General features: G+C 68.6%; 28 protein-coding genes. 21 read left to right on the top strand and 7 right to left on the bottom strand.

Translation table 11 applies throughout. The features are described from left to right. The first annotated feature begins 116 nt into the window (after positions 1-116). Both KD1_RS09145 and KD1_RS09140 read left to right on the top strand, forming a co-directional pair. The gene (locus KD1_RS09145) at positions 117-1,142 is read left to right on the top strand and encodes a carbohydrate ABC transporter permease (RefSeq protein ID WP_068400817.1); all 1,026 of its coding nucleotides are present in this window, start codon (positions 117-119) and stop codon (positions 1,140-1,142) included. Beyond that, positions 1,142-2,095, top strand: coding sequence for a carbohydrate ABC transporter permease (locus tag KD1_RS09140; protein WP_068400814.1), 954 nt, complete (start codon positions 1,142-1,144; stop codon positions 2,093-2,095). Before KD1_RS09145 ends, KD1_RS09140 begins: the two co-directional genes overlap by 1 nt. 65 nt (positions 2,096-2,160) lie before the next feature. On the opposite strand, the gene KD1_RS09135 is transcribed toward KD1_RS09140, so the two are convergent. Together KD1_RS09135 and glpX are read right to left on the bottom strand one after the other, a co-directional pair. Then, entirely contained in the window at positions 2,161-3,189 is a 1,029-nt protein-coding gene (locus KD1_RS09135) for a carbohydrate kinase family protein (RefSeq protein ID WP_068400811.1), read from the bottom strand. Between the two features lie 2 nt (positions 3,190-3,191). Then, positions 3,192-4,226 carry a class II fructose-bisphosphatase gene (gene glpX / locus KD1_RS09130; protein WP_068400808.1) on the bottom strand — a complete coding sequence of 345 codons (1,035 nt, stop codon included), beginning with the start codon at positions 4,224-4,226 and terminating at the stop codon, positions 3,192-3,194. Positions 4,227-4,319: 93 nt separating this feature from the next. On the opposite strand from glpX, the gene KD1_RS09125 reads away from it, so the two are divergent. Next, positions 4,320-4,931 carry a DUF4245 domain-containing protein gene (locus KD1_RS09125; RefSeq protein ID WP_068400805.1) on the top strand — a complete coding sequence of 204 codons (612 nt, stop codon included), beginning with the start codon at positions 4,320-4,322 and terminating at the stop codon, positions 4,929-4,931. 56 nt (positions 4,932-4,987) lie between these two features. On the opposite strand, the gene KD1_RS09120 is transcribed toward KD1_RS09125, so the two are convergent. Together KD1_RS09120 and xseA are read right to left on the bottom strand one after the other, a co-directional pair. Next, a complete protein-coding gene (locus KD1_RS09120) occupies positions 4,988-5,224 on the bottom strand; it encodes an exodeoxyribonuclease VII small subunit (protein WP_217995851.1) in 237 nt (78 codons plus the stop codon). 5 nt (positions 5,225-5,229) lie between these two features. Beyond that, positions 5,230-6,450 carry an exodeoxyribonuclease VII large subunit gene (xseA, locus tag KD1_RS09115; protein WP_068400846.1) on the bottom strand — a complete coding sequence of 407 codons (1,221 nt, stop codon included), beginning with the start codon at positions 6,448-6,450 and terminating at the stop codon, positions 5,230-5,232. 122 nt (positions 6,451-6,572) lie between these two features. On the opposite strand from xseA, the gene KD1_RS09110 reads away from it, so the two are divergent. The 5 genes from KD1_RS09110 to hutI all read left to right on the top strand — a co-directional run bounded on the left by KD1_RS09110 (position 6,573) and on the right by hutI (position 13,161). Further along, complete coding sequence (locus KD1_RS09110) at positions 6,573-7,598, top strand: 4-hydroxy-3-methylbut-2-enyl diphosphate reductase (protein WP_068400799.1); 1,026 nt, start codon at positions 6,573-6,575, stop codon at positions 7,596-7,598. A gap of 71 nt (positions 7,599-7,669) precedes the next feature. Next, complete coding sequence (hutH, locus tag KD1_RS09105) at positions 7,670-9,250, top strand: histidine ammonia-lyase (RefSeq protein ID WP_245627336.1); 1,581 nt, start codon at positions 7,670-7,672, stop codon at positions 9,248-9,250. Positions 9,251-9,305: 55 nt separating this feature from the next. Next, the gene (gene hutU / locus KD1_RS09100) at positions 9,306-10,994 is read left to right on the top strand and encodes a urocanate hydratase (RefSeq protein WP_068400796.1); all 1,689 of its coding nucleotides are present in this window, start codon (positions 9,306-9,308) and stop codon (positions 10,992-10,994) included. Further along, positions 10,994-11,968, top strand: coding sequence for a formimidoylglutamase (gene hutG, locus KD1_RS09095; RefSeq protein WP_068400793.1), 975 nt, complete (start codon positions 10,994-10,996; stop codon positions 11,966-11,968). The genes hutU and hutG overlap by 1 nt, the downstream gene beginning before the upstream one ends. Beyond that, on the top strand, positions 11,965-13,161 hold the full coding sequence (hutI, locus tag KD1_RS09090; RefSeq protein WP_068400791.1) for an imidazolonepropionase: 1,197 nt from the start codon (positions 11,965-11,967) through the stop codon (positions 13,159-13,161). The genes hutG and hutI overlap by 4 nt, the downstream gene beginning before the upstream one ends. Before the next feature lie 28 nt (positions 13,162-13,189). Here hutI and KD1_RS09085 read toward each other — a convergent pair whose 3' ends face one another. Next, positions 13,190-14,371 (bottom strand): DNA recombination protein RmuC, encoded by a 1,182-nt coding sequence (locus KD1_RS09085; protein ID WP_068400788.1) that lies wholly within the window; start codon positions 14,369-14,371, stop codon positions 13,190-13,192. A gap of 63 nt (positions 14,372-14,434) precedes the next feature. Here KD1_RS09085 and KD1_RS09080 point away from each other — a divergent pair, with 63 nt between their 5' ends. From KD1_RS09080 to KD1_RS09030, 13 genes are all read left to right on the top strand, one after another. Next, entirely contained in the window at positions 14,435-14,956 is a 522-nt protein-coding gene (locus KD1_RS09080; protein ID WP_068400785.1) for an NUDIX domain-containing protein, read from the top strand. Between the two features lie 113 nt (positions 14,957-15,069). Next, a complete protein-coding gene (locus KD1_RS09075; protein ID WP_157073262.1) occupies positions 15,070-15,309 on the top strand; it encodes a hypothetical protein in 240 nt (79 codons plus the stop codon). 4 nt (positions 15,310-15,313) lie between these two features. Further along, the gene (gene ychF / locus KD1_RS09070; protein WP_068400779.1) at positions 15,314-16,405 is read left to right on the top strand and encodes a redox-regulated ATPase YchF; all 1,092 of its coding nucleotides are present in this window, start codon (positions 15,314-15,316) and stop codon (positions 16,403-16,405) included. Positions 16,406-16,426: 21 nt separating this feature from the next. Further along, complete coding sequence (locus KD1_RS16235) at positions 16,427-16,708, top strand: type II toxin-antitoxin system Phd/YefM family antitoxin (RefSeq protein WP_083542313.1); 282 nt, start codon at positions 16,427-16,429, stop codon at positions 16,706-16,708. Positions 16,709-16,713: 5 nt separating this feature from the next. Then, entirely contained in the window at positions 16,714-17,115 is a 402-nt protein-coding gene (locus KD1_RS09065) for a type II toxin-antitoxin system VapC family toxin (protein ID WP_245627337.1), read from the top strand. 157 nt (positions 17,116-17,272) lie between these two features. Then, positions 17,273-17,566, top strand: a complete 294-nt coding sequence (locus KD1_RS09060) for a nucleotidyltransferase family protein (RefSeq protein ID WP_068400772.1) — start codon at positions 17,273-17,275, stop codon at positions 17,564-17,566. Between the two features lie 159 nt (positions 17,567-17,725). Continuing rightward, complete coding sequence (locus KD1_RS17650) at positions 17,726-17,899, top strand: HepT-like ribonuclease domain-containing protein (RefSeq protein WP_217995852.1); 174 nt, start codon at positions 17,726-17,728, stop codon at positions 17,897-17,899. 111 nt (positions 17,900-18,010) lie between these two features. Then, positions 18,011-18,280 (top strand): HigA family addiction module antitoxin, encoded by a 270-nt coding sequence (locus tag KD1_RS09055; RefSeq protein WP_083542315.1) that lies wholly within the window; start codon positions 18,011-18,013, stop codon positions 18,278-18,280. A 156-nt stretch (positions 18,281-18,436) separates the two neighbouring features. Further along, the gene (locus KD1_RS09050; protein WP_068400835.1) at positions 18,437-18,682 is read left to right on the top strand and encodes a type II toxin-antitoxin system prevent-host-death family antitoxin; all 246 of its coding nucleotides are present in this window, start codon (positions 18,437-18,439) and stop codon (positions 18,680-18,682) included. A gap of 9 nt (positions 18,683-18,691) precedes the next feature. Continuing rightward, positions 18,692-18,949, top strand: a complete 258-nt coding sequence (locus KD1_RS09045; RefSeq protein WP_068400769.1) for a type II toxin-antitoxin system RelE family toxin — start codon at positions 18,692-18,694, stop codon at positions 18,947-18,949. Between the two features lie 295 nt (positions 18,950-19,244). Continuing rightward, a complete protein-coding gene (locus tag KD1_RS09040; RefSeq protein WP_370670753.1) occupies positions 19,245-19,514 on the top strand; it encodes an aldo/keto reductase in 270 nt (89 codons plus the stop codon). 47 nt (positions 19,515-19,561) lie between these two features. Continuing rightward, positions 19,562-20,302: a dihydrofolate reductase family protein gene (locus KD1_RS09035; RefSeq protein ID WP_068400763.1), complete on the top strand. Its 741-nt coding sequence runs from the start codon at positions 19,562-19,564 to the stop codon at positions 20,300-20,302. Positions 20,303-20,345: 43 nt separating this feature from the next. Beyond that, on the top strand, positions 20,346-21,203 hold the full coding sequence (locus KD1_RS09030) for an aldo/keto reductase (protein WP_068400760.1): 858 nt from the start codon (positions 20,346-20,348) through the stop codon (positions 21,201-21,203). A gap of 29 nt (positions 21,204-21,232) precedes the next feature. Here KD1_RS09030 and KD1_RS09025 read toward each other — a convergent pair whose 3' ends face one another. Together KD1_RS09025 and KD1_RS09020 are read right to left on the bottom strand one after the other, a co-directional pair. Then, the gene (locus KD1_RS09025; RefSeq protein WP_068400757.1) at positions 21,233-22,564 is read right to left on the bottom strand and encodes a hypothetical protein; all 1,332 of its coding nucleotides are present in this window, start codon (positions 22,562-22,564) and stop codon (positions 21,233-21,235) included. A 68-nt stretch (positions 22,565-22,632) separates the two neighbouring features. Then, positions 22,633-23,559 carry a quinone oxidoreductase family protein gene (locus tag KD1_RS09020; protein ID WP_068400754.1) on the bottom strand — a complete coding sequence of 309 codons (927 nt, stop codon included), beginning with the start codon at positions 23,557-23,559 and terminating at the stop codon, positions 22,633-22,635. Positions 23,560-23,613 lie beyond the last annotated feature (54 nt).

Genomic DNA, 23,613 nt, shown 5'->3' with positions numbered 1-23,613 from the left:
CTCCCGGTCAACGATGACCGGGCGCATCACCCTCGTTTGATTGCATGAGAGTGCGGTGGGTGGTCCCAAGCGGGGCCACCCACCGCCTCCCTCCCCCATTCACTTCAGGAGGTGGCATGCCCGCCCTCGCCCCGACCGTGTCGGCTGCCGATGCGGCATCGAAGTTCGGCACGATGTTCCTCGGGCTCGCGGTCTTTGCTGCGGTCTTCATCGGGATCCTGCTGATCGCATCGCTGTTCCGCGGCAAGTACGCCGAGAAGGCACAAGCGGTTGCCTTCGCCGGCCCGGCGATCCTCTTCATCGCCCTCGGGTTGCTGTACCCGGCGATCCTGACGATTCAGCGATCGTTCTACAGCGGAAAGTTCTTCGACCTCAACGCCGGCCTCGGCAACGCCAAGGCCAAGTTCGTCGGTTTCGACAACTTCCAGAAGTTGTGGACCACCCCCGGTCTGCCCGAGGTCTTCCTCAACACCCTCTGGTGGGTGTTGCTCGTGCCGTCTCTGGCGACCGGATTCGGTCTGCTGTACGCCGTGCTCGTCGACAAGGCCAAGGGCGAGGCGGTCGCCAAGGCGCTGATCTTCCTCCCCATGGCGATCTCGATGGTCGGCGCCACCTTGATCTGGAAGTTCGTCTATTACTTCAACGGTGAACCCGGCGGAGTCCAGATCGGTCTGCTCAACGCGATGCTCACCGGAGTGGGAATCAACCCCCACGACTTCCTCGGGGCCTTCCCGTGGAACACGTTCTTCCTGATCGTCATCATGATCTGGATTCAGGCCGGTTTCGCGATGACGGTGTTGTCGGCCGCGATCAAGGCGATCCCCGACGACATCATCGAGGCGGCTCGCCTCGACGGCGTCTCCGGAATCCAACTGTTCCGTTATGTGACGCTGCCGAGCATTCGCTCCTCCCTCATCGTCGTGCTGACGACCATCGCCATCGCGACGCTGAAGGCCTTCGACATCGTGCAGGCCTCCTCGGGTGGCACGCTGCACGACTCCGTGCTCGCCAACGAGTTCTATCGACGTTCGTTCGTCACCCAGGAGCCCGGTCTCGGTGCCGCCATCGCCATCGTGATCTTCCTGCTCGTGACCCCGATCATCGTGTTCAACGTGATCCAGATGCGTAAGGACCAGGCCTGATGACCGCCGCGACCCCCCTGCCCGTGCCGGCGGACCCGGCGTCCGAGGCTCCGGTCACCCGGGCCGAGAAGCGCAAGAAGCGCTCGAGCGCGAATCGGGCGGCCACCAGCCTGTCCAGCCGCACCGGTTCCCTCGTCGCCATCATCATGGCGGTGCTGTGGACGACGCCGACCTTCGGTCTTCTCGTCACCTCGTTCCGCACCCAGGCCGACATCCAGGACACCGGGTGGTGGAACGCGTTCGGCCAGCTCGACCGGTGGACGCTGAGCAACTACGACATGGCCTTCAACGGTGGTGGCGACAACGCCACGCCGATGGGGGACTTCTTCATCAACTCCATCGTCATCGCGGTGCCAGCGGTGTTCCTGCCGTTGCTGCTCGCCTCGCTGGCGGCGTACGCGTTCGCCTGGATCAAGTTCCCCGGGCGTGACTGGTTGTTCGTCGCCGTGTTCGCGTTGCAGATCGTGCCGCTGCAGATCGCCCTGTTGCCCCTGGCCACGTGGTTCACCCGCGTCGGCATCGGCGGCACGTTCTGGGCCCTGTGGCTCTCGCACACCGCCTTCGCCCTGCCGCTGGCGGTGTACCTGCTGCACAACTTCATGAAGGAGATTCCCCCGTCGCTGCTTGAGGCGGCTCGGGTCGACGGTGCCAGCCACATGCGGATCTTCCTGCAGGTGCTGTTGCCGCTGATTACCCCGGCGCTGGCGTCGTTCGGCATCTTCCAGTTCCTCTGGGTCTGGAACGACCTGCTCGTCGCGTTGACGATGCTCGGTGGTTCGCCGGAGAACGCGCCGATCACCATGGAGCTGAACCAGATCTCCGGAACGCTGGGCAACCGCTGGTACCTGCTCTCGGCGGCGGCGTTCATCTCGATCTCGGTGCCGGTCGTGGTGTTCGTGTTCATGCAGCGCTACTTCGTCCGCGGCCTGTTGGCGGGCGGCACGAAGGGCTGAGCACCCCCCCGGTTCGAGGTATTACCGACCGTTGCAACGGTCGGTAGTACCTCGAACCGCGTGAATTACAGCTCGGCGCGAGTGGGTGAGTACGCGCCGGTGTGGGCGACCGTCACCGCACTCGTGGCGAGGCCGCGCTCGATCGAGTCGCGCACGTCCTCACTCGTGGCGGAGCGCAGTGCGGCCGCGGTGCCCTGCCCGAGCCACCCCGCGTCGAGCAGGCCGGAGACGAGCCCGGCCATGAACGAATCTCCGGCCCCGACGGTGTCGACGACCGTGTGACCGGCCGGGGGCAGCCGTGGGGTGGAGTCGCGATCGGCACTTGTGCGCCACCGGACCCCGTCGGGCCCCTCGGTGACAACGACCAGGCCGGCGCCGAGGTCGAGCCACCGCGTGATGGCACGGTCGAGGATGACCGCGCGGGTGACGTCCTCATCGGGGTAGAGGTAGGCGATGTCCTCGTCGCTGGCCTTGACGACGTCGGCCAGCGCGACGACCTCCTCGACCCGCGCGCGCGTGACCGCCACGTCGGGGCTCAGCGTCGGTCGGATGTTCGGGTCGTAGGAGATGCTCACGCCGGCGTCCCGCGCCGCCCGCAGACCGGCGAGCACCTGCGCGTCGCCCGGTGCGATGACGGTGGCCAGCGAACCGGTGTGCACGTGTGTGTGCTCCGGGCCGGGCGCCGTCTCACCCGGCTCCCAGCGCAGCGCGAACGTGTACGTCGCCGCGCCGTCGCTGCCGATGGTCGCCGTCGCAGTCGACGTGCCGCCGGGGGCGGTCGAGTCCGCGGTCACCGTGACACCGCGCGCCTCGAGGTGGGCGTGGATCCGGGCCCCGCGGGCGTCGTCGCCGAGGCAGGTGCTCAGGTCGACCGGGTGGTCGAGCCGTCCCAGGCCGGCGGCGACGTTGGCGGGGGAACCGCCCACATGCTCGACGGGCGACGAGGGCTGAGCCGACGACGCTCCGTGACCCGACGATGCTCCGCCCGCCTGACCCGCCGGCACGAGGATGTCGACCAGCGCCTCACCGACAACGAGAACGCGAACGGGCCGGGGCAGCGCGGAGGCTGCCTCGGCCCGGCTCGAGGTGCTCATGATCAGCTGTCGTAGACGGTCGTGTTGGCGTACGCACGCAGCTTGCCCAGGCGGTGGTTCGCCTCGATCGTGCGGATCGTGCCGGACTTGCTACGCATGACCAGCGAGTGTGTCGTCACGGCGCCCTCACCGCTGTACCGCACACCGCGCAGCAGCTCACCGTCGGTGATGCCCGTGGCGACGAAGAAGCAGTTGTCGCTGGTGACGAGGTCGTTCGTGGTCAGCACCCGGCTGAGGTCGTGGCCGGCATCGATGGCCTTCTGCTTCTCTTCATCGTCCCGCGGCCAGAGCGTGCCCTGGATGATGCCGCCGGTCGCCTTGATCGCGCACGCGGTGATGATGCCCTCCGGGGTACCGCCGACGCCGAGCAGCAGGTCGATGCCCGTGCCCTCCCGCGCCGCCATGATCGCGCCGGCCACGTCGCCGTCGCTGATGAACCGGATACGCGCGCCAGCCTCCCGGATCTCGTCGACGAGCTGCTGGTGACGCGGCCGGTCGAGCAGGACGACGGTCACGTCGCCGACCGTCTCCTTCTTGGCCCGCGCGATCCGGGCGATGTTCTCCTTGACCGGCAGGCGGATGTCGACGACGTCCGCGCATTCCGGGCCGGTGACGAGCTTGTCCATGTAGAACACGGCGCTCGGGTCGTACATGCTGCCGCGGTCGGCGACGGCCATGACGGAGACGGCGTTGGGCATGCCCTTGGCGGTCAGCGTCGTGCCGTCGATCGGGTCGACGGCGACGTCGCACTCGGCTCCGTTGCCGTCACCGACCCGCTCGCCGTTGAAGAGCATCGGAGCCTCGTCCTTCTCGCCCTCGCCGATGACGACGATGCCGTCCATCGTCACAGTCGAGATGAGCGAGCGCATCGCGTTGACCGCGGCGCCGTCGGCGGCGTTCTTGTCACCGCGACCGACCCACCGGCCACCGGCCATGGCAGCGGCCTCGGTGACGCGGACGAGTTCGAGGGCAAGGTTGCGGTCGGGCTGCTCCTCACCCAAGGTCAACGATTCGGGCAGGGCAGTCGTCTCAGACATGGGGCGAGGCTCCTTGGCGCGAGGGTGCGGGCGTGGGACCAGCCTAGTGGGGCGTGTTTGGCGCGTTCAGCCGGATGGGGGACGATGACCCGCATGAGTGCCGCCCCCACCGATCAGAACCCAACCCAGGGCCGTGTCAGTCACTACCTGAACGGCAGCCTGATGAACATGGTCTGGTCGACGCTCATCGTCGCCGGGTTCGTGCTGGTCATCGTGATGGTGGTGCCGCGGACCAACAACACCACCCCGGAGGGGATCGACATGGCCGCGGCGACCCAGTCGCAGGCCGACCGCGCCGACCGGGTGCTGTCCTACCCGAAGGACCTGCCGTCGGGCTGGACCGCCACGGCCGAGCGCTACACCCGCTCCACCGACGGCTTGATGATGTGGCACAGCGGGTGGACCACCCCACAGAACGACTTCATCGCCGTCCAGCAGGTCGAGGGGGCGACCGACAACTGGATCGAGGCGCAGGTGCAGCGCTCGCCGCGCGACGGCACCTGGACCGACACACACGGGCAGGTCTGGGAGCGCTACGACCGCAAGGACAAGGTCCAGCACTCGCTCGTGCTGCGCTCGAAGGAGAAGAACGGCCGCACGTCGCTGGTGACCGGCACCGGATCGTGGGATGACGTGTTCACGTTCACCAACGCGCTGGTCGACGTGAAGCCGAAGGGGCTCAAGGACGCCGGCGCGAGTTCGTGACGCGGCGAGTTCGTGACGCGGGTGGGGTGAGTGTTGCGTGCCCCGCTCAGTCCCGTTCAGCCACGCTCGGTGGCGGAGCCGAGTGCGGCCTCCGCGCGATTCAGCCACCCTTCGCAGTGGGCGGCCAACGCCTCCCCGCGCTGCCACAGCGTGACGCTCTCCTCGAGCCCGACCTGGCCCGACTCGAGCCGGCGCACGAGTTCGACGAGTTCGTCGCGCGCCGCCTCGTAGGACAGCGCGGCCACGTCGGCGGGGATCTCGGTGGGCTCGTTGGGAGCGGCGTTCGACGACATGACGTTCATCGTAGGCGGGACCCATCCACCCGCACGGCGAACGCACCGTCGGCGACGCGCACCTGCAGGGGCTCGTCGGCGGTGACCCGCGCCGCCGACGCCACGATGTGCCCGTCGGGCCGCGTGACGATCGCGTACCCCCGGTCGAGCGTCGACTGCGGTGACAGCACCCGCAGTTGGGCGGCCAGATGCACCACGCGATCCCGCGCCCGCCCCACCTGCACGATCGCCGCGCGGTGCGCCCGCGCCCGCAGGTCGGTGACGATCCCCCGCTGACCGTGGATCACCGCGCTCCGATCGGCCAACACCGGCCGCGAGGTGAGCGCGGTCAGGCGATGGCGCTCCTGCTCCACCCGGCGGGTCATGACGACCCGAGCCCGCGCCCGACGATCGACGATCGTCGCCCGCTCGGCGGCGGCATCCGGCACGATCGCCTTCGCCGCGTCGGTCGGGGTCGACGCGCGGTGGTCGGCGACCAGGTCCAACAGCGGCGTGTCGACGTCATGCCCGATGGCACTGACGACCGGCGTGCGCGCCCGCGACACCGCGCGGAGCATCGTCTCGTTGCTGAAGGGCAGCAGGTCCTCGACGCTGCCGCCGCCGCGGGCGATGACGATGACGTCGATCCCGTCGGCGCCGTCGAGGTCACCCAGTGCACCCACGACCTCGGTGACCGCGTTGACCCCCTGCACGGCGACCTCCCGGATCTCGAAGCGGGCCCCCGGCCAGCGTCGGCGGGCGTTCTCGACGACGTCCTTCTCGGCCGCGGAGTTGCGACCGCAGATGAGCCCGATGACCCGCGGCAGGAACGGCAACGGCCGCTTGCGCTCGGGCGCGAACAACCCCTCGGCCGACAGCGTGCGCTTGAGGTACTCGATGCGGGCCAGCAACTCGCCCTCGCCGACCGGACGGATCTGGCGGGCATCGAGCTGCAGACTGCCCCGGCCCACCCAGAACGTCGGCTTGGCCTGCACGACGACGCGGCTGCCGGCCTTGAGCGCCGGGCCCATCGCGTCGAGCGCGGTGACGCGGATCGACACCGACAGGGACATGTCGACATCCGGATCACGCAGCGTCAGATACGCCGTCTTCGCGCCGGGCCGACGGTTGAGCTGGACCATCTGCCCCTCAACCCACACCACCGACATCCGGTCGACGTAGTCGGCGATCTTCTTGGACAGCAGGCGCACCGGCCACGGGTGTTCCGCGGTCGTGTCGGCGGCCATCGTCGGCAGCGCGCCGGGCTGGCTGGTCTGCTGGTCCACACCCGTCACTCTAGGCGCCGCCCCCGACAGCCGGAGCGTCGTCCACAGGCGGCTCTCAGCGCGCCTCACCTACGATGGGGGGCATGACCGCGACCTCTCAGCCGCACAAGCGCGTCCTCCTTGCCGCCCCGCGTGGGTACTGCGCCGGCGTCGATCGGGCCGTGGTCACGGTCGAGAAGGCCCTCGAGCTCTACGGGCCGCCGGTGTACGTGCGCAAGCAGATCGTCCACAACAAGCACGTCGTCACCACGTTGGAGAAGGCCGGCGCGATCTTCGTCGAGGAGACCGACGAGGTGCCGCAGGGCGCGACCGTCGTGTTCTCCGCCCACGGCGTGGCCCCGGTCGTCCATGAGGAGGCCAAGCAGCTCAGCCTCAAGACCATCGACGCGACGTGCCCGCTGGTGACGAAGGTGCACCGCGAGGCCGTGCGCTTCGCCAACGACGAGTACGACATCCTCCTCATCGGTCACGAGGGTCACGAGGAGGTCATCGGCACCTCGGGTGAGGCTCCCGAGCACATCACCCTCGTCGACGGCCCGGACGACGTCGCCAACGTCGAGGTCCGCGACCCGAGCAAGGTCGTCTGGCTCTCCCAGACCACCCTGTCGGTCGACGAGACGATGGAGACCGTGCGCCGCCTGCGCGAACGCTTCCCCGCGCTGCAGGACCCGCCGAGCGACGACATCTGCTATGCCACCCAGAACCGTCAGCTCGCGGTCAAGCAGATGGCCGCCGACTGTGACCTCATGATCGTCGTCGGGTCGCGCAACTCGTCGAACTCGGTGCGCCTGGTCGAGGTGGCGATCGAGCACGGAGCGCGGGATGGGCACCTGGTCGACTACGCCGACGAGATCGACGAGGCCTGGCTCGACGGCGTGACCACCGTCGGGGTGACCTCGGGCGCGTCGGTGCCGGAGGTGCTCGTGCGCGGCGTGTTGTCCTTCCTCGCCGAGCGAGGTTTTGGTGAGCCGGAGATCGTCGTGGCCGCCGAGGAGTCGCTGATGTTCGCGCTGCCGATGGAACTGCGCCGCGACCTCAAGGCCGCCGGGATGAGCGACAAGATGTCGCACGACGCGAGTTCGTTGGCGGACGCGGGTCAACTGCACTGAACAACGAGGCCTGACCAGTCAGTTCTCCCGAAACCCACCCTCGGAGGCGCGTTCGGGCGTGTGATGGTGGGGTGGCCACCGACCCGAGCGACCCCGATCCAATCTACCCAGACCCGATCGACCACGTCCTCGTCGGCGCGCGCCCGCTGACGATCGACGAGGTCGTCGCGGTCGCCCGCCACGACGCTCCCGTCAGCGTGACGGAGGACGCGTGGGCGCGCGTTGCCCGGGCTCGCGCCATCGTCGACGGGTTGGCGCAGGACACGCAGCCCCACTACGGCGTCTCGACCGGCTTCGGGGCGCTCGCGACGACCCACATCCCGGTCGAGAAGCGGGTGGCGCTGCAACGCTCGCTGATCCGCAGTCACGCCGCGGGCACCGGTGGTGAGGTCGAGCGTGAGGTCGTGCGCGCGATGATGCTGCTGCGCATCCAGACCCTGGCCACCGGGCGTACCGGTATCCGTCCCGACACGCTGCGGCTCTACGTCGACGTGCTCAATGCCGGGCTCACCCCGGTCGTGCGGGAGTTCGGTTCGCTCGGGTGCTCCGGCGACCTCGCGCCCCTGGCCCACGTCGCCCTCGCGTTGACCGGCGAAGGCGAGGTACGGGACTCCGCTGATCGACGTCTCGATGCCTCGTCCGCGCTCGCCGCCGCCGGACTGCGCCCCGTCCAACTGCGCGAGAAGGAGGGCCTGGCGCTCATCAACGGCACCGACGGCATGCTCGGCATGCTGTGCCTGGCCGCGCACGATCTCGCCGGGCTGCTCACCACCGCCGACATCGCCGCCGCGCTCAGCCTGGAGGGTCTGCTCGGCACCGATGCCGTACTCGCCGCGGACCTCCAGGCGCTGCGCCCGCATCCTGGCCAGGCGCGGTCGGCCGCGACCATGCGGGCGGTGCTCGCCGACAGTGAGATCCGCCGGTCCCACGAGACCGAGGAATGTACCCGCGTGCAGGACGCGTACTCGCTGCGCTGCGCTCCGCAGGTCAACGGCGCCGCCCGCGACACGCTCGCGCACGCGGTGACCGTCGCCGAGCGCGAACTGGCCGCGGCGATCGACAACCCGGTCATCACCGACGACGGGCGGCTGGAGTCCAACGGCAACTTCCACGGAGCTCCGTTGGCGTACGTGCTCGACTTCCTCGCGATCGTCGCCGCCGACGTCGCGAGCATGAGCGAACGACGCACCGACCGGTTCCTCGACGTGGGGCGCAATCACGGGTTGCCGCCCTTCCTTGCCGACGACCCGGGCACCGACTCGGGCCTGATGATCGCCCAGTACACGCAGGCCGGGCTCGTCACCGAGATGAAGCGCTTGGCCGTGCCGGCGAGCGTCGACTCGATCCCGAGCAGCGCGATGCAGGAGGACCACGTCTCGATGGGCTGGTCGGCCGCGCGCAAACTACGCCGGAGCATCGATGGGTTGGCCCACGTGGTCGCCATCGAGATTCTCACCGCGGCGCGTGGGCTGCAGTTGCGCGCCCCGCTGCGACCCGGGCCGGTCGGCGCGGCGGTCATCGGGGTGCTGGGTGAGGTCGCGGCTCCCGGGCCCGACCGGTGGGTGGCTCCGCAGATCGATCGGGCGTACGCGGCCGTGGTCGACGGATCGATCCGCGCCGCGGCGGAATCGGTGACCGGACCACTGGACTGAACCCACGACGGACTGAACCCACGACGGACCGACCCCCGCTGGAAGGAGAACCGAGATGGACGGAGCGAGACCCGTCCGCGCCCCACGCGGACCCGAGATCACGGCGCGAACCTGGCAGACCGAAGCTCCGCTGCGGATGCTGATGAACAATCTCGACCCCGAGGTGGCCGAACGCCCCGACGACCTCGTCGTCTACGGCGGCACCGGTCGGGCGGCGCGTTCATGGGCGGCGTTCGACGCCATCGTCGCGTCGCTGCGCGACCTGCACGACGACGAGACGCTGCTCGTGCAGTCGGGCAAGCCGATTGGCATCGTGCGTACCCACGAATGGGCGCCGCGCGTGCTGCTCGCCAACTCGAACCTCGTCGGCGACTGGGCGACCTGGGAGCACTTCCGTCGGCTCGAGGCCGAAGGGCTCATGGTCTACGGCCAGATGACCGCCGGTTCGTGGATCTACATCGGCACGCAGGGCATCCTGCAGGGCACGTTCGAGACGTTCGCGGCCGTGGCGCGTGAGCACTTCGGCGGGACGCTGACCGGCACCCTGACCCTGACCGCCGGCTGTGGCGGGATGGGCGGCGCGCAACCATTGGCGGTCACGCTCAACGGCGGTGCCGTGGTGGTCGTCGACGTCGATCGCGCGCGACTGGAGCGTCGTGTGGCCAAGCGGTATCTCGACGTCATCGCCACCGGTCTCGACGATGCGCTCGCGCAGGCGTCCGCCGCGAAGGCGGCACGTCGCGCGCTGTCCGTCGGTCTGGTCGGGAACGCGGCCGCGGTCGTGCCGGAGGTGTTGCGGCGGCAGCGCGCGGGGCTCGTGGCTGTCGACGTCGTCACCGACCAGACCAGCGCCCACGACCCCTTGACGTACCTGCCGGTCGAGATTGACGTCGCGGACTGGAGCCGCGTGGCGAAGGTCGATCCGGAACGCTTCACCACGCTCGCTCGCGCCTCGATGGCCACCCACGTGGAGGCGATGGTCGGTTTCCAGGACGCCGGATGCGTCGTGTTCGATTACGGCAACTCGATCCGTGACGAAGCGCGTCGGGGCGGGTGCGCGCGGGCATTCGAGATCGTCGGATTCGTGCCGGCCTACATTCGGCCGCTGTTCTGCGAGGGCCTGGGGCCGTTCCGGTGGGTGGCGCTGTCGGGCGACCCGGCCGACATCGCCGTGACCGACGCGGCGCTGAAAGACCTCTTCCCCGTGAACACCCACCTGCATCGCTGGCTGGATGCGGCCGCTGCGCATGTCGAGTTCGAGGGGCTGCCGGCGCGGATCTGCTGGCTCGGCGCGGGCGAACGTCACCGCGCCGGAGTGCTGTTCAACGACCTCGTGCGGACCGGCGCGGTCGGCGCTCCGATCGTCATCGGGCGTGACCACCTCGACGCCGGGTCGGTCGCCTCGCCCTACCGCGAGACCGAGGGGATGCTCGACGGGTCGGACGCGATCGCCGACTGGCCGCTGCTCAACGCGCTGACCTCGGCGAGTTCGGGCGCGACGTGGGTGTCGATCCACCACGGCGGTGGAGTGGGAATGGGCCGGTCGATCCACGCCGGTCAGGTCGGGGTCGCCGATGGCACGGACCTGGCGGCGGAGAAGTTGACCCGGTTGCTGACGAACGACCCGGCGCTGGGGGTGATGCGCCACGTCGACGCCGGCCACTCCCGGGCCGTGCAGGTGGCGCGTGAGCGGGGCGTGCGAGTGCCGATGCCCCCGGTCATCCGCGACGGGCCGGAGACGTGATGGGCGAGGTCGCGTCGGAGCGGGCGCCGTTCGTCTGGTCGGGGCGTGACGACGGCGACGGGCCGGAGCATCGTCGGTTCTGGCAGACGGTGAGCACGCCGGCACCGAGTCGGCCGGCCGATGCGGCGCTGCTCGGTTTCGCCAGCGACGAGGGGGTGCGGCGCAACGGGGGTCGGGTCGGTTCCGCGCAGGGACCGTCGGCGTTGCGGGCGGCGCTGGCGAATCTGGCCGTCCATGAGGAACTGACCGTCGCCGATCACGGCGACATCGTCGTGGAGTCTCCTGAGACGGGGATCGCCGATCTCGAGGCCGGCCAACGCCGTTTCGGAGAGGCGATCACCGCCGCGCGCGAGCACGCGCCCCTAACCGTCGGGCTCGGCGGCGGACACGAGATCGCCTACGGCAGCCACCTCGGGCTGGGGCGGCGACCGGGGCTGGGGGTGCTCAACCTCGATGCGCATTTCGACCTGCGGGCCGCGCCACGAGGCTCCGGGCCGGCGGTGTCGACGTCGGGGACGCCGTTCCGGCAGATCGCGCGGGATCGCCTCGCTGCCGGGTTGCCGTTCACCTACGCGGTGGTCGGCATCGCGCGCCCGAGCAATACTGCGGCCCTGTTCGAGACCGCTACGACGTTGGGTGTGCGCTGGTTGCCCGACGACCTGTGCCAGGCGCGGGATTCGGCGCTCCGGTTCGTCGAGGCGTTTGTGGCCGAGGTTGATGAGGTGTACCTGTCGATCGACCTCGATGTGCTGCCCGGCGCGGACGCTCCGGGGGTGAGCGCCCCGGCGGCGCTGGGGGTTCCACCGTTCGTCATCCAGAGCGTCTGCGATGCCGTCGTCGACAGCGGGAAGCTCATTCATGTCGATGTCGCCGAACTCAATCCACGGCTCGACATCGACGAGCGGACGGCTCGGCTCGCCGCCCGGCTCATCCACCGCATCATCACGCGTGAGGCCGCGCGAGGGCGTTCATGAGCCGCGCCACGCTCGTCACCAACATCGGCGAACTCGTGACCTGCGACGGCACGGGCGAAGCGGGCGCCGGGGTGCGCGCGGCGCAGGCACTCGTCATCGAACGACGCGTCGTTGCGACAGCCGACGAGGAGGAAGGCGCCATCGCGTGGATCGGCCCGGCGAACGCGGCTCCGCCTGCGGACACCGTCATCGATGTCGAGGGGCGATGCGTGCTGCCGGGGTTCGTTGACAGCCACACGCACCTCGTGTTCGCGGGGGACCGGTCGGCCGAGTTCGCGGCGCGCATGGCGGGCCGGCCATACGACGGTGGCGGCATCGGGGTGACCGTGGCCGCCACCCGCGCCGCCGACGATGACCAGTTGCGCGCCGCCCTCACCGCGCGGGTAGCCGAGATGCGCGCTCAGGGCACGACGACCGTCGAGATCAAGTCCGGCTACGGGCTGACGGTGGAGCAGGAGGTGCGCGCGCTGCGGTTGGCGGGGGAGGTGACGGCGGAGACGACGTTCTTGGGGGCACATGTCGTGCCGGCGGAGTTCGCCGACGACCGGGACGCCTACCTCGACCTCGTTACCGGGCCAATGCTCACCGCCTGCGCCCCGCACGCTCGGTGGATCGACGTGTTCTGCGAGCCGCACTCGGCGCACGCGTTCACCGGTGAGGAGGCTCGACGCGTACTCGTGGCCGGCCGCGCGGCCGGGCTGGGCTTGCGCGTGCACGGCAACCAACTCGGCCCCGGACCGGGGGTGCGGCTGGCGTGTGAACTCGGCGCCGCCAGCGTTGACCACGGCACGTACCTCGCGCCGGAGGACGTCGACGCGCTCGTCGCGAGTGCCGACACGACAACGGCGACCCTGCTCCCTGGGGTGGAGTTCTCGACCCGCTCGCCCTACCCGGACGCACGGGCCCTGCTCGATGCGGGAGCCTCCGTGGCGCTGGCCACCGACTGCAACCCGGGCACGTGCTACTCGAGTTCGATGCCGTTCGTTATCGCGCTCGCGGTGCGCGAGATGGGCCTGACCCCGACCGAGTCCGTCGTGGCGGCCACCCGCGGAGGAGCCCGGGCCCTGCACCGCGACGACATCGGTCGCATCGTCGTCGGGGCCCGGGCCGACCTGACCGTCCTCGACGCGCCGAACCATGTGCACCTCAGCTACCGGGCCGGAGTGCCGATCGCCCGGGCGTTGGAGATCTAGCAGGCGATGGTTCCAGCGGCGACCTCGCTCAGGAGGCCTCCTCCTGCCGCCGGGCAGCCGGCACGTCGAAGTCGAGCTCCGGCCGGGTGTCGGCGACGACATCCAGCAACTCCGGCGCAGTGAGCGGCCGCGGCGTCGTCGTCAGCGCCGGCACCTCGTCGATCTCGTCGGTGCTCAGGCCGATCTCGCTCATGCGGCGGGCGCTGACGAGCACCCGCGACTCCAAGGAGCCCACCAGCCGGTTGTAATCCTCGACGGAGCGCTGAAGGGATCGGCCCATGCGGGTGGCGTGCTCGCCGAGCGTGGCGAGCCGGGCGTAGAGCTCGCGGCCGACGGTGAGCAGTTCCTGGGCATCGCGGGTGACGGTGTCCTGCTGCCACGTGTAGGCGACCGTGCGGAGCAGCGCGAGCAGGGTGCCGGGGGAGGCCAGGGCGACCCGGTCGGCCATGGCCTCCTCATGCAGGCCGGGCGCGCGTGACAGGGCCGCCGCCAGCGTCGCGTCGGAGGGGACGAAGCAGACGACCATCTCCGGGGACGGTTCGAACGCCGTCCAGTAGGCCTTGCCCGCCAGCGTCTCGACATGGGAACGCAGCGAGGCCGCGTGGGCTTCGAGCAGGCGGTCGTGCTCGGCTGGGTCGATGTCCTCGGCCTGGGCCTGCAACCAGTAGCTCATCGGTGCTTTGGCGTCGATGACGAGATGCTTGCCGCCGGGCAGGTGGACGACGACGTCCGGGCGCACCGCGCGCTCGGCCGCGTTCGCCCCACGGGCCTGCACATCGAAGTCGCAGCGGGCGAGCATCCCCGAGACCTCGAGTACTCGGCGGAGCTGGACCTCACCCCACGCGCCCCGCACCGACGACACCCGCAGCGACGAGGCCAGCGACGAGGCCTCCCGCCCGACCCGTGATGCCGTGTCCTCGACCCGGACCAGGGCGTCACTGACCGAGGCGAACTGCGCCACCCGGTCACGCTCGAGCTGCTCAACCGTGACCGAGACCCGACGCAGCGTCTCACCGAGCGGCGCCAGGGCCGCAGCCGTGCGGCCATCGCCCTCGGTGACGAACTCGAGGTCGTCGAGCCGCTCGCGCAGCCCGTCGCGCTCGGCCCGCAGACCGGTCACCTCGGCGCGCACCGTCAGCCAGGCCAGCAGCGCGCCCAGAACGGCCGCCACCAGCGCTGCGACGATCGCGATTGCGAGGGGAATCTCCATGTCCGACAGCCTGTCAGCGACCACCGACAACGCAACGTGCGACGCTCCGCCTACGCTGGGGCCATGCCCGAGAACAGTGACCAGCCTGACCCCAGCGTCGAGGCTCAGCGCCTGGCCCACATCCGGGTACTGAACAACAAGCTGCCGACCAAGCGACTCATCGCGCAGGGCCTGGCCCGCAACGAGGCCGGCGACATTCTGCTGTGCGAGTTGACCTACAAGGCCGCGTGGGACCTGCCCGGCGGAGTGGTCGACCCGCTCGAGTCCCCGGCCACCTGCGTGTCGCGGGAGGTCCACGAGGAACTCGATCTGCGCATCCCCGCGGGCGACCTGCTGGCCGTGAACTGGCTGCCGCCCTACCGGGGTTGGGACGACGCACTGCTGTGCCTGTACGACCTGGGCACCCACCCGGCCGACATCATCGACGGAGCGCAGTTGGAGCGGCGGGAGATTCGGTCGCTGGCCTGGTGCCCGCTCGAGGACCTCGACGACCGGGTCGCGGCCTACACCGCACGCATGATCCGCTCAGTCCTCGGGAAGGCGCCCGGCGCGACCGCCTATCTCGAGGACGGCCTGGCCCGCTGACCCGTTCTCGGCGTGCCGTCGCACCCGCCGAGACACGATGGAGGCATGGCGGTTCAGCGCACCTCGGGTGTGATGCGTCGGTGGGTGCCCTCGGACTGGCACAGGCGTGAGCCTTGCGAACGACCCATCCCCGCCTCAAGGCCCGGATCTTCGTGTGGGCCACCATTCTCATCGCCGGGCTCGGGTGGATCCCCGCCATGGCGATCATCTTCGCCGGCGCGACGACGCCGACCGTGCTGTGGCAATGGTGGCAGGTCCTGCTCATCGGGACGGTGACCGGTGCGGCGGCGGGTTCGGCGCTCGGAGTCGTGCTCGGGTGGTGGGCGCCCCGTCTGGGTTCAGTAGACTCCTGAACTCGTGGCACTCACCATTGGAATCGTCGGTCTCCCCAACGTCGGCAAGTCGACGATGTTCAACGCCCTGACGAAGAACAACGTCCTCGCCGCGAACTACCCGTTCGCAACCATCGAACCGAACGTCGGCGTCGTCCCGCTGCCGGACGAGCGGCTCGGCCAGCTCGCCGAGATCTTCGGCAGCGAGCGGCTTCTGCCGGCGACGGTCTCGTTCGTCGACATCGCCGGCATCGTGCGCGGGGCCAGCGAGGGTGAGGGCCTGGGCAACAAGTTCCTCGCCAACATCCGCGAGGCCGACGCGATCTGCCAGGTCGTGCGTGCCTTCGACGACGACGACGTCACGCATGTCGACGGCAAGGTCGATCCGGCCTCCGACATGGAGACGATCAACACCGAACTGATCCTCGCCGACCTCCAGACCCTCGAGAACGCGATCCCGCGGCTGGAGAAGGAGGTCAAGGGCAAGAAGACCGACAAGGCCGTGCTCGACACCGCCCTCGCCGCCCGCGCCGTCCTCGAGGGCGGGACCACACTCTTCTCCGCCATGGCTGCCGGGTCGAGCGACGTCGAGGAGGAGCACGCCCACACCCTCGGTCTGCTGACGACCAAGCCGTTCATCTACGTCTTCAACATCGACGAGGACCAGCTGACCGACGAGGCGTTCCAGGCGGAGATGCAGAAGCTGGTCGAGCCGGCGGACGCGATCTTCCTCAACGCGAAGCTGGAGTCCGAGGTCGCCGAGCTCGACGAGGAGGACGCCCGCGAGTTGCTGGAGTCCGTCGGGATCACCGAGCCCGGTCTAGCCCAGTTGGCGCGCAAGGGCTTCCACACGCTCGGTCTGCAGACGTACCTCACCGCGGGGCCGAAGGAGGCTCGTGCGTGGACGATCCACCAGGGGTGGACCGCCCCGCAGGCCGCCGGGGTCATTCACACCGACTTCGAGCGCGGCTTCATCAAGGCCGAGATCGTGTCCTTCGAGGACCTGCTCGCGGCCGGGTCGATGGTCAAGGCCAAGGAGGCCGGCAAGGTGCGTATGGAGGGCAAGGACTACGTCATGCGCGACGGTGACGTGGTGGAGTTCCGCTTCAACGTGTAGCGCGGGTGCTACGATTGCGTCATGAGTACGGGCGAGCCGCAGGTCGAGCGCCTTTCGCAACGTGAACTGCGTAATGAGTCCGGACGCGTGCTTCGCGCGGTGGGCGAAGGGCATTCCTTCGTGTTGACCAATCGCGGAGTTGCTGTCGGTCGCATCGTCCCCCTCGATGCCCCAGCCCCCACGCTGCCCATCGCCCGGCCGGCCAAACGCGTCGGTGGATGGGCGGCGTTGAAGCCCGAGCCGTCTGAGGGGGACCGCCCGATGACTCGGATACTCGATGAACTGCGGGAGGATCGGGTGTGACTGACATGCCCCTCGTCTATGTCGACACCTCTGCGCTCGGAGCGCTGCTGGTCGCACAGCCCGAGACCCAGGAGCTGGTTGACTGGCTTGACCAAGCGGACGCCCGGCTTGTCTCCTGCGACCTGCTTGAGACGGAGTTGCGTCGCATGGCTGTGCGGGAGGGGCGCGACCAGTCGAAGGTCAGTGAGACACTGGACGGAGTGTCGCTCGCGGCTCTTGACAGGGCCACGTATCGGTCCGCCGGATTCTTGCCGATGCCGTATCTGCGCACCCTCGACGCACTGCACTTGGAAGCGGCGATCCGTCTTGATGCCGACGCGGTCCTCACGTACGACCACCGCCTCGGTGAGGCGGCGAAGTCTGCTGGACTCGACGTCATCGCACCCGGCACTCGCGGCGCACCATGATGGAGCGCCGGCCATGTGGTGATGGCTCTCCGTACCGGAACTCGGTGGAGTTCCGCTTCAACGTGTGATGGGTGAAGTTCGCGGACCCTGTTGAGCAAGGCCGGGGCCGGTATTCTGACTCTATGTCCGAGGTCACCATGACGCCCGAGTCGCGCGCATGCGCGAGGTCCTCGCCGCGCGTCGTGACGAGTTTCAGGTGCTCCTGGACCGATACGGGGCGACGAGCCCAAAGCTGTTCGGCTCGGTTGCCCGCGGTACCGCGCACTCGGGCTCGGACATCGACATCCTCGTCGAGATGGACCCCGCGGGCGGGAACCTGCTCATGCGGGCCTCTGGGCTGATGGAGGAGACCCGAGCGCTGTTCGGTCGGGACGCCATTGACGTATTCCCTGTCCAGTTGCTCAAGCGCCCGATCTCGGCGTCGGCGATGGCCGACGCTGTCGCGTTGTGAGTCGCGACCCGGGGCTGCGCATCGCTGATGTCCTCGTTGCCATCTAGCGGTGCCAACGCTACGTCGGCGCTCTCGGCGACGACACGGATCTCGTCGAGATGGCAGAGGATGCGATCGGGCGCAATCTCCAGATCATCGGTGACGCCGTGAACCACCTTCCTGAGGAGATCGCGGGGGGCGCACCCGGAGATCCCGTGGCCGCAGATCCGGGGTTTCCGCAACATCCTCGTCCACCAGTACTTCGGAGTCGATGTGGACGTCGTCCGCGATGTCGTGGAGACCCATCTCCCACCCCTCGCCGGCGCCCTGCGCAGCCACGTCGACGGCGGTTGAGGTCGTTCCGCCTCAGACCTACTGGAAGCCTCGCTCGGCGAGGCAGCGAACAGGAAGGTGCACCTGCTGGACACCTGCCAGGCGCAGGACGCGCTGCGGGATGAGGTCCTCGTGGAGGACTTCCTCGAGGGGTTCGGCATCACCCAGAACAAGTTCGCTGTGGCAATCGGCGCACCTGCGCGGCGCATCACCGAGATCGTGCACGGCACGCGTGCGATCACTGGCGACACGGCGCTGCGCCTGGGGCGGTACTTCGGGGTGGGCCCACAGTTCTGGCTCAACCTCCAGACGCGATGCGAACTGGAGGTCGCGCAGGATCGGGTCCCCGACCAAGTGGCCGCGATCACGCCCTTGTCAGTGGTACCAACCGCGTCAAGTTGACAGGGCGGCTCCTCCGCCTCCGAAGCTCCGTTCAGCGAACATCGGGCGCGGGTTCGGGCGAGCGCTTGGGGGCGCGCCACAGCTGGCACCCGATTCAACGTCTGGATGTCCCGCCCACCGCTTGAGTACAACTTGTACAAGTTGTACTGTGGGGTCATGACTTCCGTGACCCTGTCTCAGTTCCGTAGCCAGCAGAGCGACTACATCGCTGCGGCGCAGCGAGAGCCTGTCGAGATCACCTCGCGCGGAGCCGGTCGCCGTGCAGTGGTCGTGTCGCCCGAGTTCTTCGACCGAGCGCTGCGGGCGCTGGAGGATCAGGCTGACGTCCGCGGTGCTCTCGAGGCTCGCAACGAGGAGGGGCGAGTGTCCCACGATGAGCTCATGCGGGAGCTTGACCTCTGAGCCTGTTCGATGCCATACGCGATCAGTTATGTCCCCTCCGCGGCAAAGGTCATTCGGAAACTCGATAAGCAGATGGCCCGTCGATTGCTCGATGCGATCGAGTCGCTCGCACGCGATCCACGCCCTTCCGGGTGCATCCAGTTGAAGGGCGGTGACGGTGAGTTCCGAATTCGCGTCGGTGACTACCGAATCGTCTATGACATTCAGGACGATGAACTGGTTGTCCTGGTGCTCAGGGTCGGACACCGTCGAGAGGTATACCGATGAAGGGGTTGACTCACGGCACGTTCGCCGTCGTGCCGTCGTTGATTCCGCTGTTCGCTTCGGCATGCGGCATGTTCTGATCCTGCCTCGTCGGCTGGAGCAGTGAGTGGGTCTGGGCGGTGGTCAGCGATCCGTCGGGCAGTTCGGACGTGCGGCCGTCCGCGCGGAGCCCGTCGAGAGTGATCCACAGGTAGCGGCGATAGAGTTATTCGGCGTCCTCGTCCCTCGAGTGGAGGCCCGTCCTGAGTGGCGGCCGCCACCGCGCTGAAGGCGATCTGCGGGAAGATCAGATCCGTCCCTGTCACGCGGGGCACCAGGCCTACCCGACACGCTTCGATGCGACTGCAAGACGCCTGCTCAGGTCATGCTGCGCTGGCACCTTCAGGAGGGCCGCCAGATCATCCCGAAGTCGGTGCGGCCGGCGCGGATTGCGGAGAACTTCGACGTCTTCGACTTCGAGCTCTCAGCCGAGGAAATCGCGCGCATCGACGCCTTGGAGCAGGGCATGACGATGGTCCCCGACGAACTCGACCTTGAGTCATTCGGCATCGAGATCCCCGAGCCCTGAGGCCCACCGGAATCCGCCAGATCAAGTACCAGCACCAGGAGCCGAAAATGTCCCGCCCACGAATCATCTGCCACATGCATTCACTGCTCAACGGGAAGGTCGACGGCATCGCCAACGTCACATCCGTCGGGATGCGCTCGCAGAAGCTTTACTTCGATCTGTTCCTCGGTGAGAACCGCTTCTTCACGAAGCACCGAGGGTGGATCAGCGGAACCGGGACGAGCCGGGCGATCCTGGGCGGTGAGCCGGAGGTCGAACTCCCGGAACCGACTGAGCCCGTGCCGGCCGGCGATTTCATCACCGACCCCGACGCGCGGATGCACTATTTCGCCGTCGACCGCTCCGGCGTGCTCGCGTGGGATCGGAGCACGTTCACATACTTGGACGTCGACGCTCACATCGTCGAGCTGATCCCGGCCGCGGTGAGCGATGCCTTCAAGGCACATCTGCGGTCCGTCGGCGTCTCCTACCTCATTGCGGGGGATAAGCAGCTTGACATGGCCGAGGCCGTCCGCAAGATTGGCGACCTCTTCGACATGGAGGAGATCATCCTCGGCGGAGGACCCACCCTGAACTGGTCGATGATCCGCCAAGGGCTCTGCGACGAGATCAGCCTGGTTCTCATGCCGACCGCGGACGGGGAGAACGACACCAACTCCCTGTTCGAGGCCAATGAGAAGTTCTCTGCACCCGCGCCGATCGGATTCTCGCTGAAGCACGTCGAACCGCTCGAGGACGGCAGCGTGTGGCTGCGATACGACGTGCAGGGTCCGGTGGCAAACCCGTGACCGCCTGCAGGCCGCTGACCAGGGTCAGCGCCGTGCAGAACCCATGTCAGAACCGCTATCACCAGTAGGAGCAGCGACGACGCACATCAGAACACTCGGACAGGGCCTGGAGGTCTCCGCGATCGGGCTCGGCGCGATGGGCATGTCCCAGAGCTACGGCCCCAACCCCGGCGACCGAGACCAGATGATCACGGTGCTCCGCTCGGCCGTCGATGAAGGCGTGACGTTCTTCGACACCGCGGAGGTGTACGGCCCCTACGTCAATGAGGAGCTCGTTGGTGAGGCGCTGCAGCCGATCCGCGACCAGGTGATCATCGCGACGAAGTTCGGCTGGGACATCCAGAACGGCACGAGCGTGGGTCTGGACAGCCGGCCCGAGCAGATCCGCCGCGTTGCCGAAGCGTCGCTGAAGCGGCTGCGGATCGAGGCGATCGACGTGTTCTACCAGCACCGGGTGGATCCGCAGGTGCCGATCGAGGAGATCGCGGGCACCGTGGGGGAGTTGATCGCCGAGGGCAAGGTGAAGCACTTCGGGCTGTCCGAGGCAGCCGCGGACACGATCCGCGCCGCGCATGCGGTCCATCCGGTGACCGCGGTGCAGAGCGAGTACTCGCTGTGGACCCGCGATCCGGAGGCCGAGGTACTACCGACGCTCGCGGAACTGGGCATCGGGTTCGTGCCGTTCAGCCCGCTCGGCAAGGGATTCCTCACCGGAACTGTCAACACGTCCACCGCATTCACGGAGGGCGACATCCGCACCGAGCGGATCCGCGAGAACGCACGCGCGACGCAGGTCGCGCTGTCCGCCGACGAGCGCTCAGACCTCGACGGTCTCGCCTCGCGCATCGGCGTACACGGCGACCGCTACAACGCCGAGCACATGGCCTACGTCAACCGATAGCCCAGCGATCTTGCGTCGCCGGGGCGATCTCAGCTCCGCAGAAGCGTCTCTCCGTGCTCTGCCGTGAGTTGCACGCCGTCGAGATCGATCCGTCCGCCGGACGCGACATGCGCGGCGTCGGAGCCCTCGCCGGTCGCGACGACGCCGCCGGCAATGCTGCAGTGGTTCACCTGTCCTTCGACCTCTAGGGTGGTGACGTTGCTGCCCGCGGTGGCGAGCCGGCCGCCGATCTGCAGCGAGTCGACCGACCCGCCCTGCTTGACGCTGAGCGCCACGGCTTGAAGCGTGATCTGCACGCCCTTGACCAGGCTCAGGCCTTCGCCGCCGGTCGTGGTGACGTCGCCGGTGACGGTGAGCGATCCCAAGGGCTTGCTGATCTGGATGCCCATCGAACCGTCGCCGGTGGTCGCGATGCTCTCGAAGCGCGCGTCGCGGAGGCTGCCGTCGTAGAGGTTGAATCCGCGTGCGCCCTTGCCTGTGGTGACGATGGGGGCCTGCACGTCTAGGGTGTCAATGTCGCCGAAGTTGACGAAGCCGATGCCGCTGGGACCATGCGACGTCACGGCCGCGGTCGCTGCCCAGGTGCCCACCGTGCCCCAGTTGTCCAGCACCATGTCGTTCTGCCCGTAGGTGGTGACCGGGCCTGCGGAGACAAGTTCCTCGACGGTGGCTCCGCTGATGACGAAGACCCCGCCCGAGATCAGGTCGGGCGTGCCCTCGGGGATACCGCCGTCGCTGTGGATTTCTCCGGTCCGCAACTGGATCATGGTGAGAGTGCCTCCATCGGCTTTCCCGTTCCAGTCGCCGTGGCCACCGACGAACACGCCGGAGCCGCGAACGGGTTCCTCCGCGGTGCCGGCGGAGATGTCCAACAACTCGGCGGTGAGCCTGGCCGCTGGGTCGGGCTGGCGGTTCCACAGGGTGAACGCTCCCTGGAGGGCGTCGACTCCGAAACCGTGCGGGCGGTGGTATCGCCCGCGCACGTCGGCAGCGAGCACACGGACGTCCTCAGCCTGCACGTGGCCCGCCCTGAGCCGGTCCTCGGCGAGGATCGCGATTTGGCCGCGGGTCGTGACGCGCCGCAAGGTCACTGTGCCGAGGTCCTCGACGCTCGTGTCGTTGAGGATCGCGGTCTCCTGGTCGGGCACGACAATGGTGACGTCTTCGAGCGTGTTGTCCGACGTGAGCCGCACGCCCTTGGCCGAGAAGTGCAGGCTCCCTCCCCGCATCGTCGTGCCCGGGGGCAACGTGATCATGGGCGAACCAGTGATCTCACCCTGGACCTCGATCTCCCGTGCGCCGTCCGCCAGTGCGCTGGCGAGCTCCGCCGCCGTGGTGACCGTCGCGCTGCCCTTGCTCATGGCTTCTCCCTCATCGTCGTACGTGATTCGAGTCTAGGACCGGCGGCTGTCACCGAGTGGGAACCGTCCTACGGGTGCAGGACCACCTTGCCGGCCGCGCCACCCCTTGTGACGAGCTCGAGGCCGACCTTCGCCTGCTCGAGCGGGAGCCTGTGCGAGATGTGCACCTGCACCTCGCCGGCACCGGCGAGCGCGATCAGTTCGGCACGTTTCGCATTTCTGAACTCCACACTCTTCGGCCCGCCGAGTCGGTGGAAGCCGTGTTGCTCGGCGGCCCCGGGTGCTGCCGCGATGGTGAGAATGCGGTTTCGGTCGCTCACCCACTCGAGCGAGGTCTCAGTGGCCTCTGGTGTACCCGCCGCGTCCAGTGCGACGGTGATGCCCTCCGGTGCGGCCGCTCGGACGCGGTCGGACAGGCCCGGCCCATACTCGATCGGGATGCCCCCGAAACGGCTGACGTTTTCTGCGTTCCGCGCTGACGTTGTACCGATCACCGTCGCGCCGACACGGGCGGCGAGCTGCAGCACCATCGCGCCGATCGACCCAGAGGCACCGTGTAGCAGGACGGTGTCGCCAGGCTTCACCTCGACGCGGTCGAGCATCTCCATGGCGGTCGTGCCGACGAGAAGCAGCCCCGCGGCCTCGTCGAACGGTAGGGCCGACGGCTTGGCGAAGACATCCTTCGCGGGCACGTTGATCCTCGTCGCGTAACCGCCCGGAGAGTGGTAGGCGATGACCTCGTCGCCGACCTCGATCCCGGGCGAACCAGCCTGTGCACCTGTCCCGATCGCTTCGACGATGCCGGCGATCTCATTGCCGATCGGGTGGGGGAGCAGTGCAGGGTCGTTCAGTACGGCGAGGATCTTTAGGTCGATGGGGTTCACGCCGGCCGCCATCACCTTGATGGTGACCTCATCGTCGGCGGGATCCGCAACATGCACGTGCTCGAACGACAGGGCGTCGAGTCCGTCGAATCTCGTGGCCACCCAGCGCATGTCAACGCCGTGGTCGTTGCTGCTGGTGGTATCCGTAGTGGTCATGTCACGTCA

Origin of the sequence: Kribbia dieselivorans NBRC 106261 (assembly GCF_001552435.1) — a bacterium.
Taxonomy (GTDB): domain Bacteria; phylum Actinomycetota; class Actinomycetes; order Actinomycetales; family Dermatophilaceae; genus Kribbia; species Kribbia dieselivorans.
The sequence above is the reverse complement of the archived record's forward strand: the minus strand, read 5'-3'. Positions and strand labels throughout refer to the sequence as shown.

Bases quoted from the DNA above. Each gene is read 5' to 3' on its own strand.
- KD1_RS09145 (WP_068400817.1), top strand. From the start codon at position 117: ATGCCCGCCCTCGCCCCGACCGTGTCGGCTGCCGATGCGGCATCGAAG.
- KD1_RS09140 (WP_068400814.1), top strand. From the start codon at position 1,142: ATGACCGCCGCGACCCCCCTGCCCGTGCCGGCGGACCCGGCGTCCGAG.
- KD1_RS09135 (WP_068400811.1), bottom strand. From the start codon at position 3,189: ATGAGCACCTCGAGCCGGGCCGAGGCAGCCTCCGCGCTGCCCCGGCCC.
- glpX (WP_068400808.1), bottom strand. From the start codon at position 4,226: ATGTCTGAGACGACTGCCCTGCCCGAATCGTTGACCTTGGGTGAGGAG.
- KD1_RS09125 (WP_068400805.1), top strand. From the start codon at position 4,320: ATGAGTGCCGCCCCCACCGATCAGAACCCAACCCAGGGCCGTGTCAGT.
- KD1_RS09120 (WP_217995851.1), bottom strand. From the start codon at position 5,224: ATGTCGTCGAACGCCGCTCCCAACGAGCCCACCGAGATCCCCGCCGAC.
- xseA (WP_068400846.1), bottom strand. From the start codon at position 6,450: ATGGCCGCCGACACGACCGCGGAACACCCGTGGCCGGTGCGCCTGCTG.
- KD1_RS09110 (WP_068400799.1), top strand. From the start codon at position 6,573: ATGACCGCGACCTCTCAGCCGCACAAGCGCGTCCTCCTTGCCGCCCCG.
- hutU (WP_068400796.1), top strand. From the start codon at position 9,306: ATGGACGGAGCGAGACCCGTCCGCGCCCCACGCGGACCCGAGATCACG.
- hutG (WP_068400793.1), top strand. From the start codon at position 10,994: ATGGGCGAGGTCGCGTCGGAGCGGGCGCCGTTCGTCTGGTCGGGGCGT.
- hutI (WP_068400791.1), top strand. From the start codon at position 11,965: ATGAGCCGCGCCACGCTCGTCACCAACATCGGCGAACTCGTGACCTGC.
- KD1_RS09085 (WP_068400788.1), bottom strand. From the start codon at position 14,371: ATGGAGATTCCCCTCGCAATCGCGATCGTCGCAGCGCTGGTGGCGGCC.
- KD1_RS09080 (WP_068400785.1), top strand. From the start codon at position 14,435: ATGCCCGAGAACAGTGACCAGCCTGACCCCAGCGTCGAGGCTCAGCGC.
- KD1_RS16235 (WP_083542313.1), top strand. From the start codon at position 16,427: ATGAGTACGGGCGAGCCGCAGGTCGAGCGCCTTTCGCAACGTGAACTG.
- KD1_RS09065 (WP_245627337.1), top strand. From the start codon at position 16,714: ATGCCCCTCGTCTATGTCGACACCTCTGCGCTCGGAGCGCTGCTGGTC.
- KD1_RS09060 (WP_068400772.1), top strand. From the start codon at position 17,273: ATGCGCGAGGTCCTCGCCGCGCGTCGTGACGAGTTTCAGGTGCTCCTG.
- KD1_RS09050 (WP_068400835.1), top strand. From the start codon at position 18,437: ATGACTTCCGTGACCCTGTCTCAGTTCCGTAGCCAGCAGAGCGACTAC.
- KD1_RS09045 (WP_068400769.1), top strand. From the start codon at position 18,692: ATGCCATACGCGATCAGTTATGTCCCCTCCGCGGCAAAGGTCATTCGG.
- KD1_RS09035 (WP_068400763.1), top strand. From the start codon at position 19,562: ATGTCCCGCCCACGAATCATCTGCCACATGCATTCACTGCTCAACGGG.
- KD1_RS09030 (WP_068400760.1), top strand. From the start codon at position 20,346: ATGTCAGAACCGCTATCACCAGTAGGAGCAGCGACGACGCACATCAGA.
- KD1_RS09025 (WP_068400757.1), bottom strand. From the start codon at position 22,564: ATGAGCAAGGGCAGCGCGACGGTCACCACGGCGGCGGAGCTCGCCAGC.
- KD1_RS09020 (WP_068400754.1), bottom strand. From the start codon at position 23,559: ATGCGCTGGGTGGCCACGAGATTCGACGGACTCGACGCCCTGTCGTTC.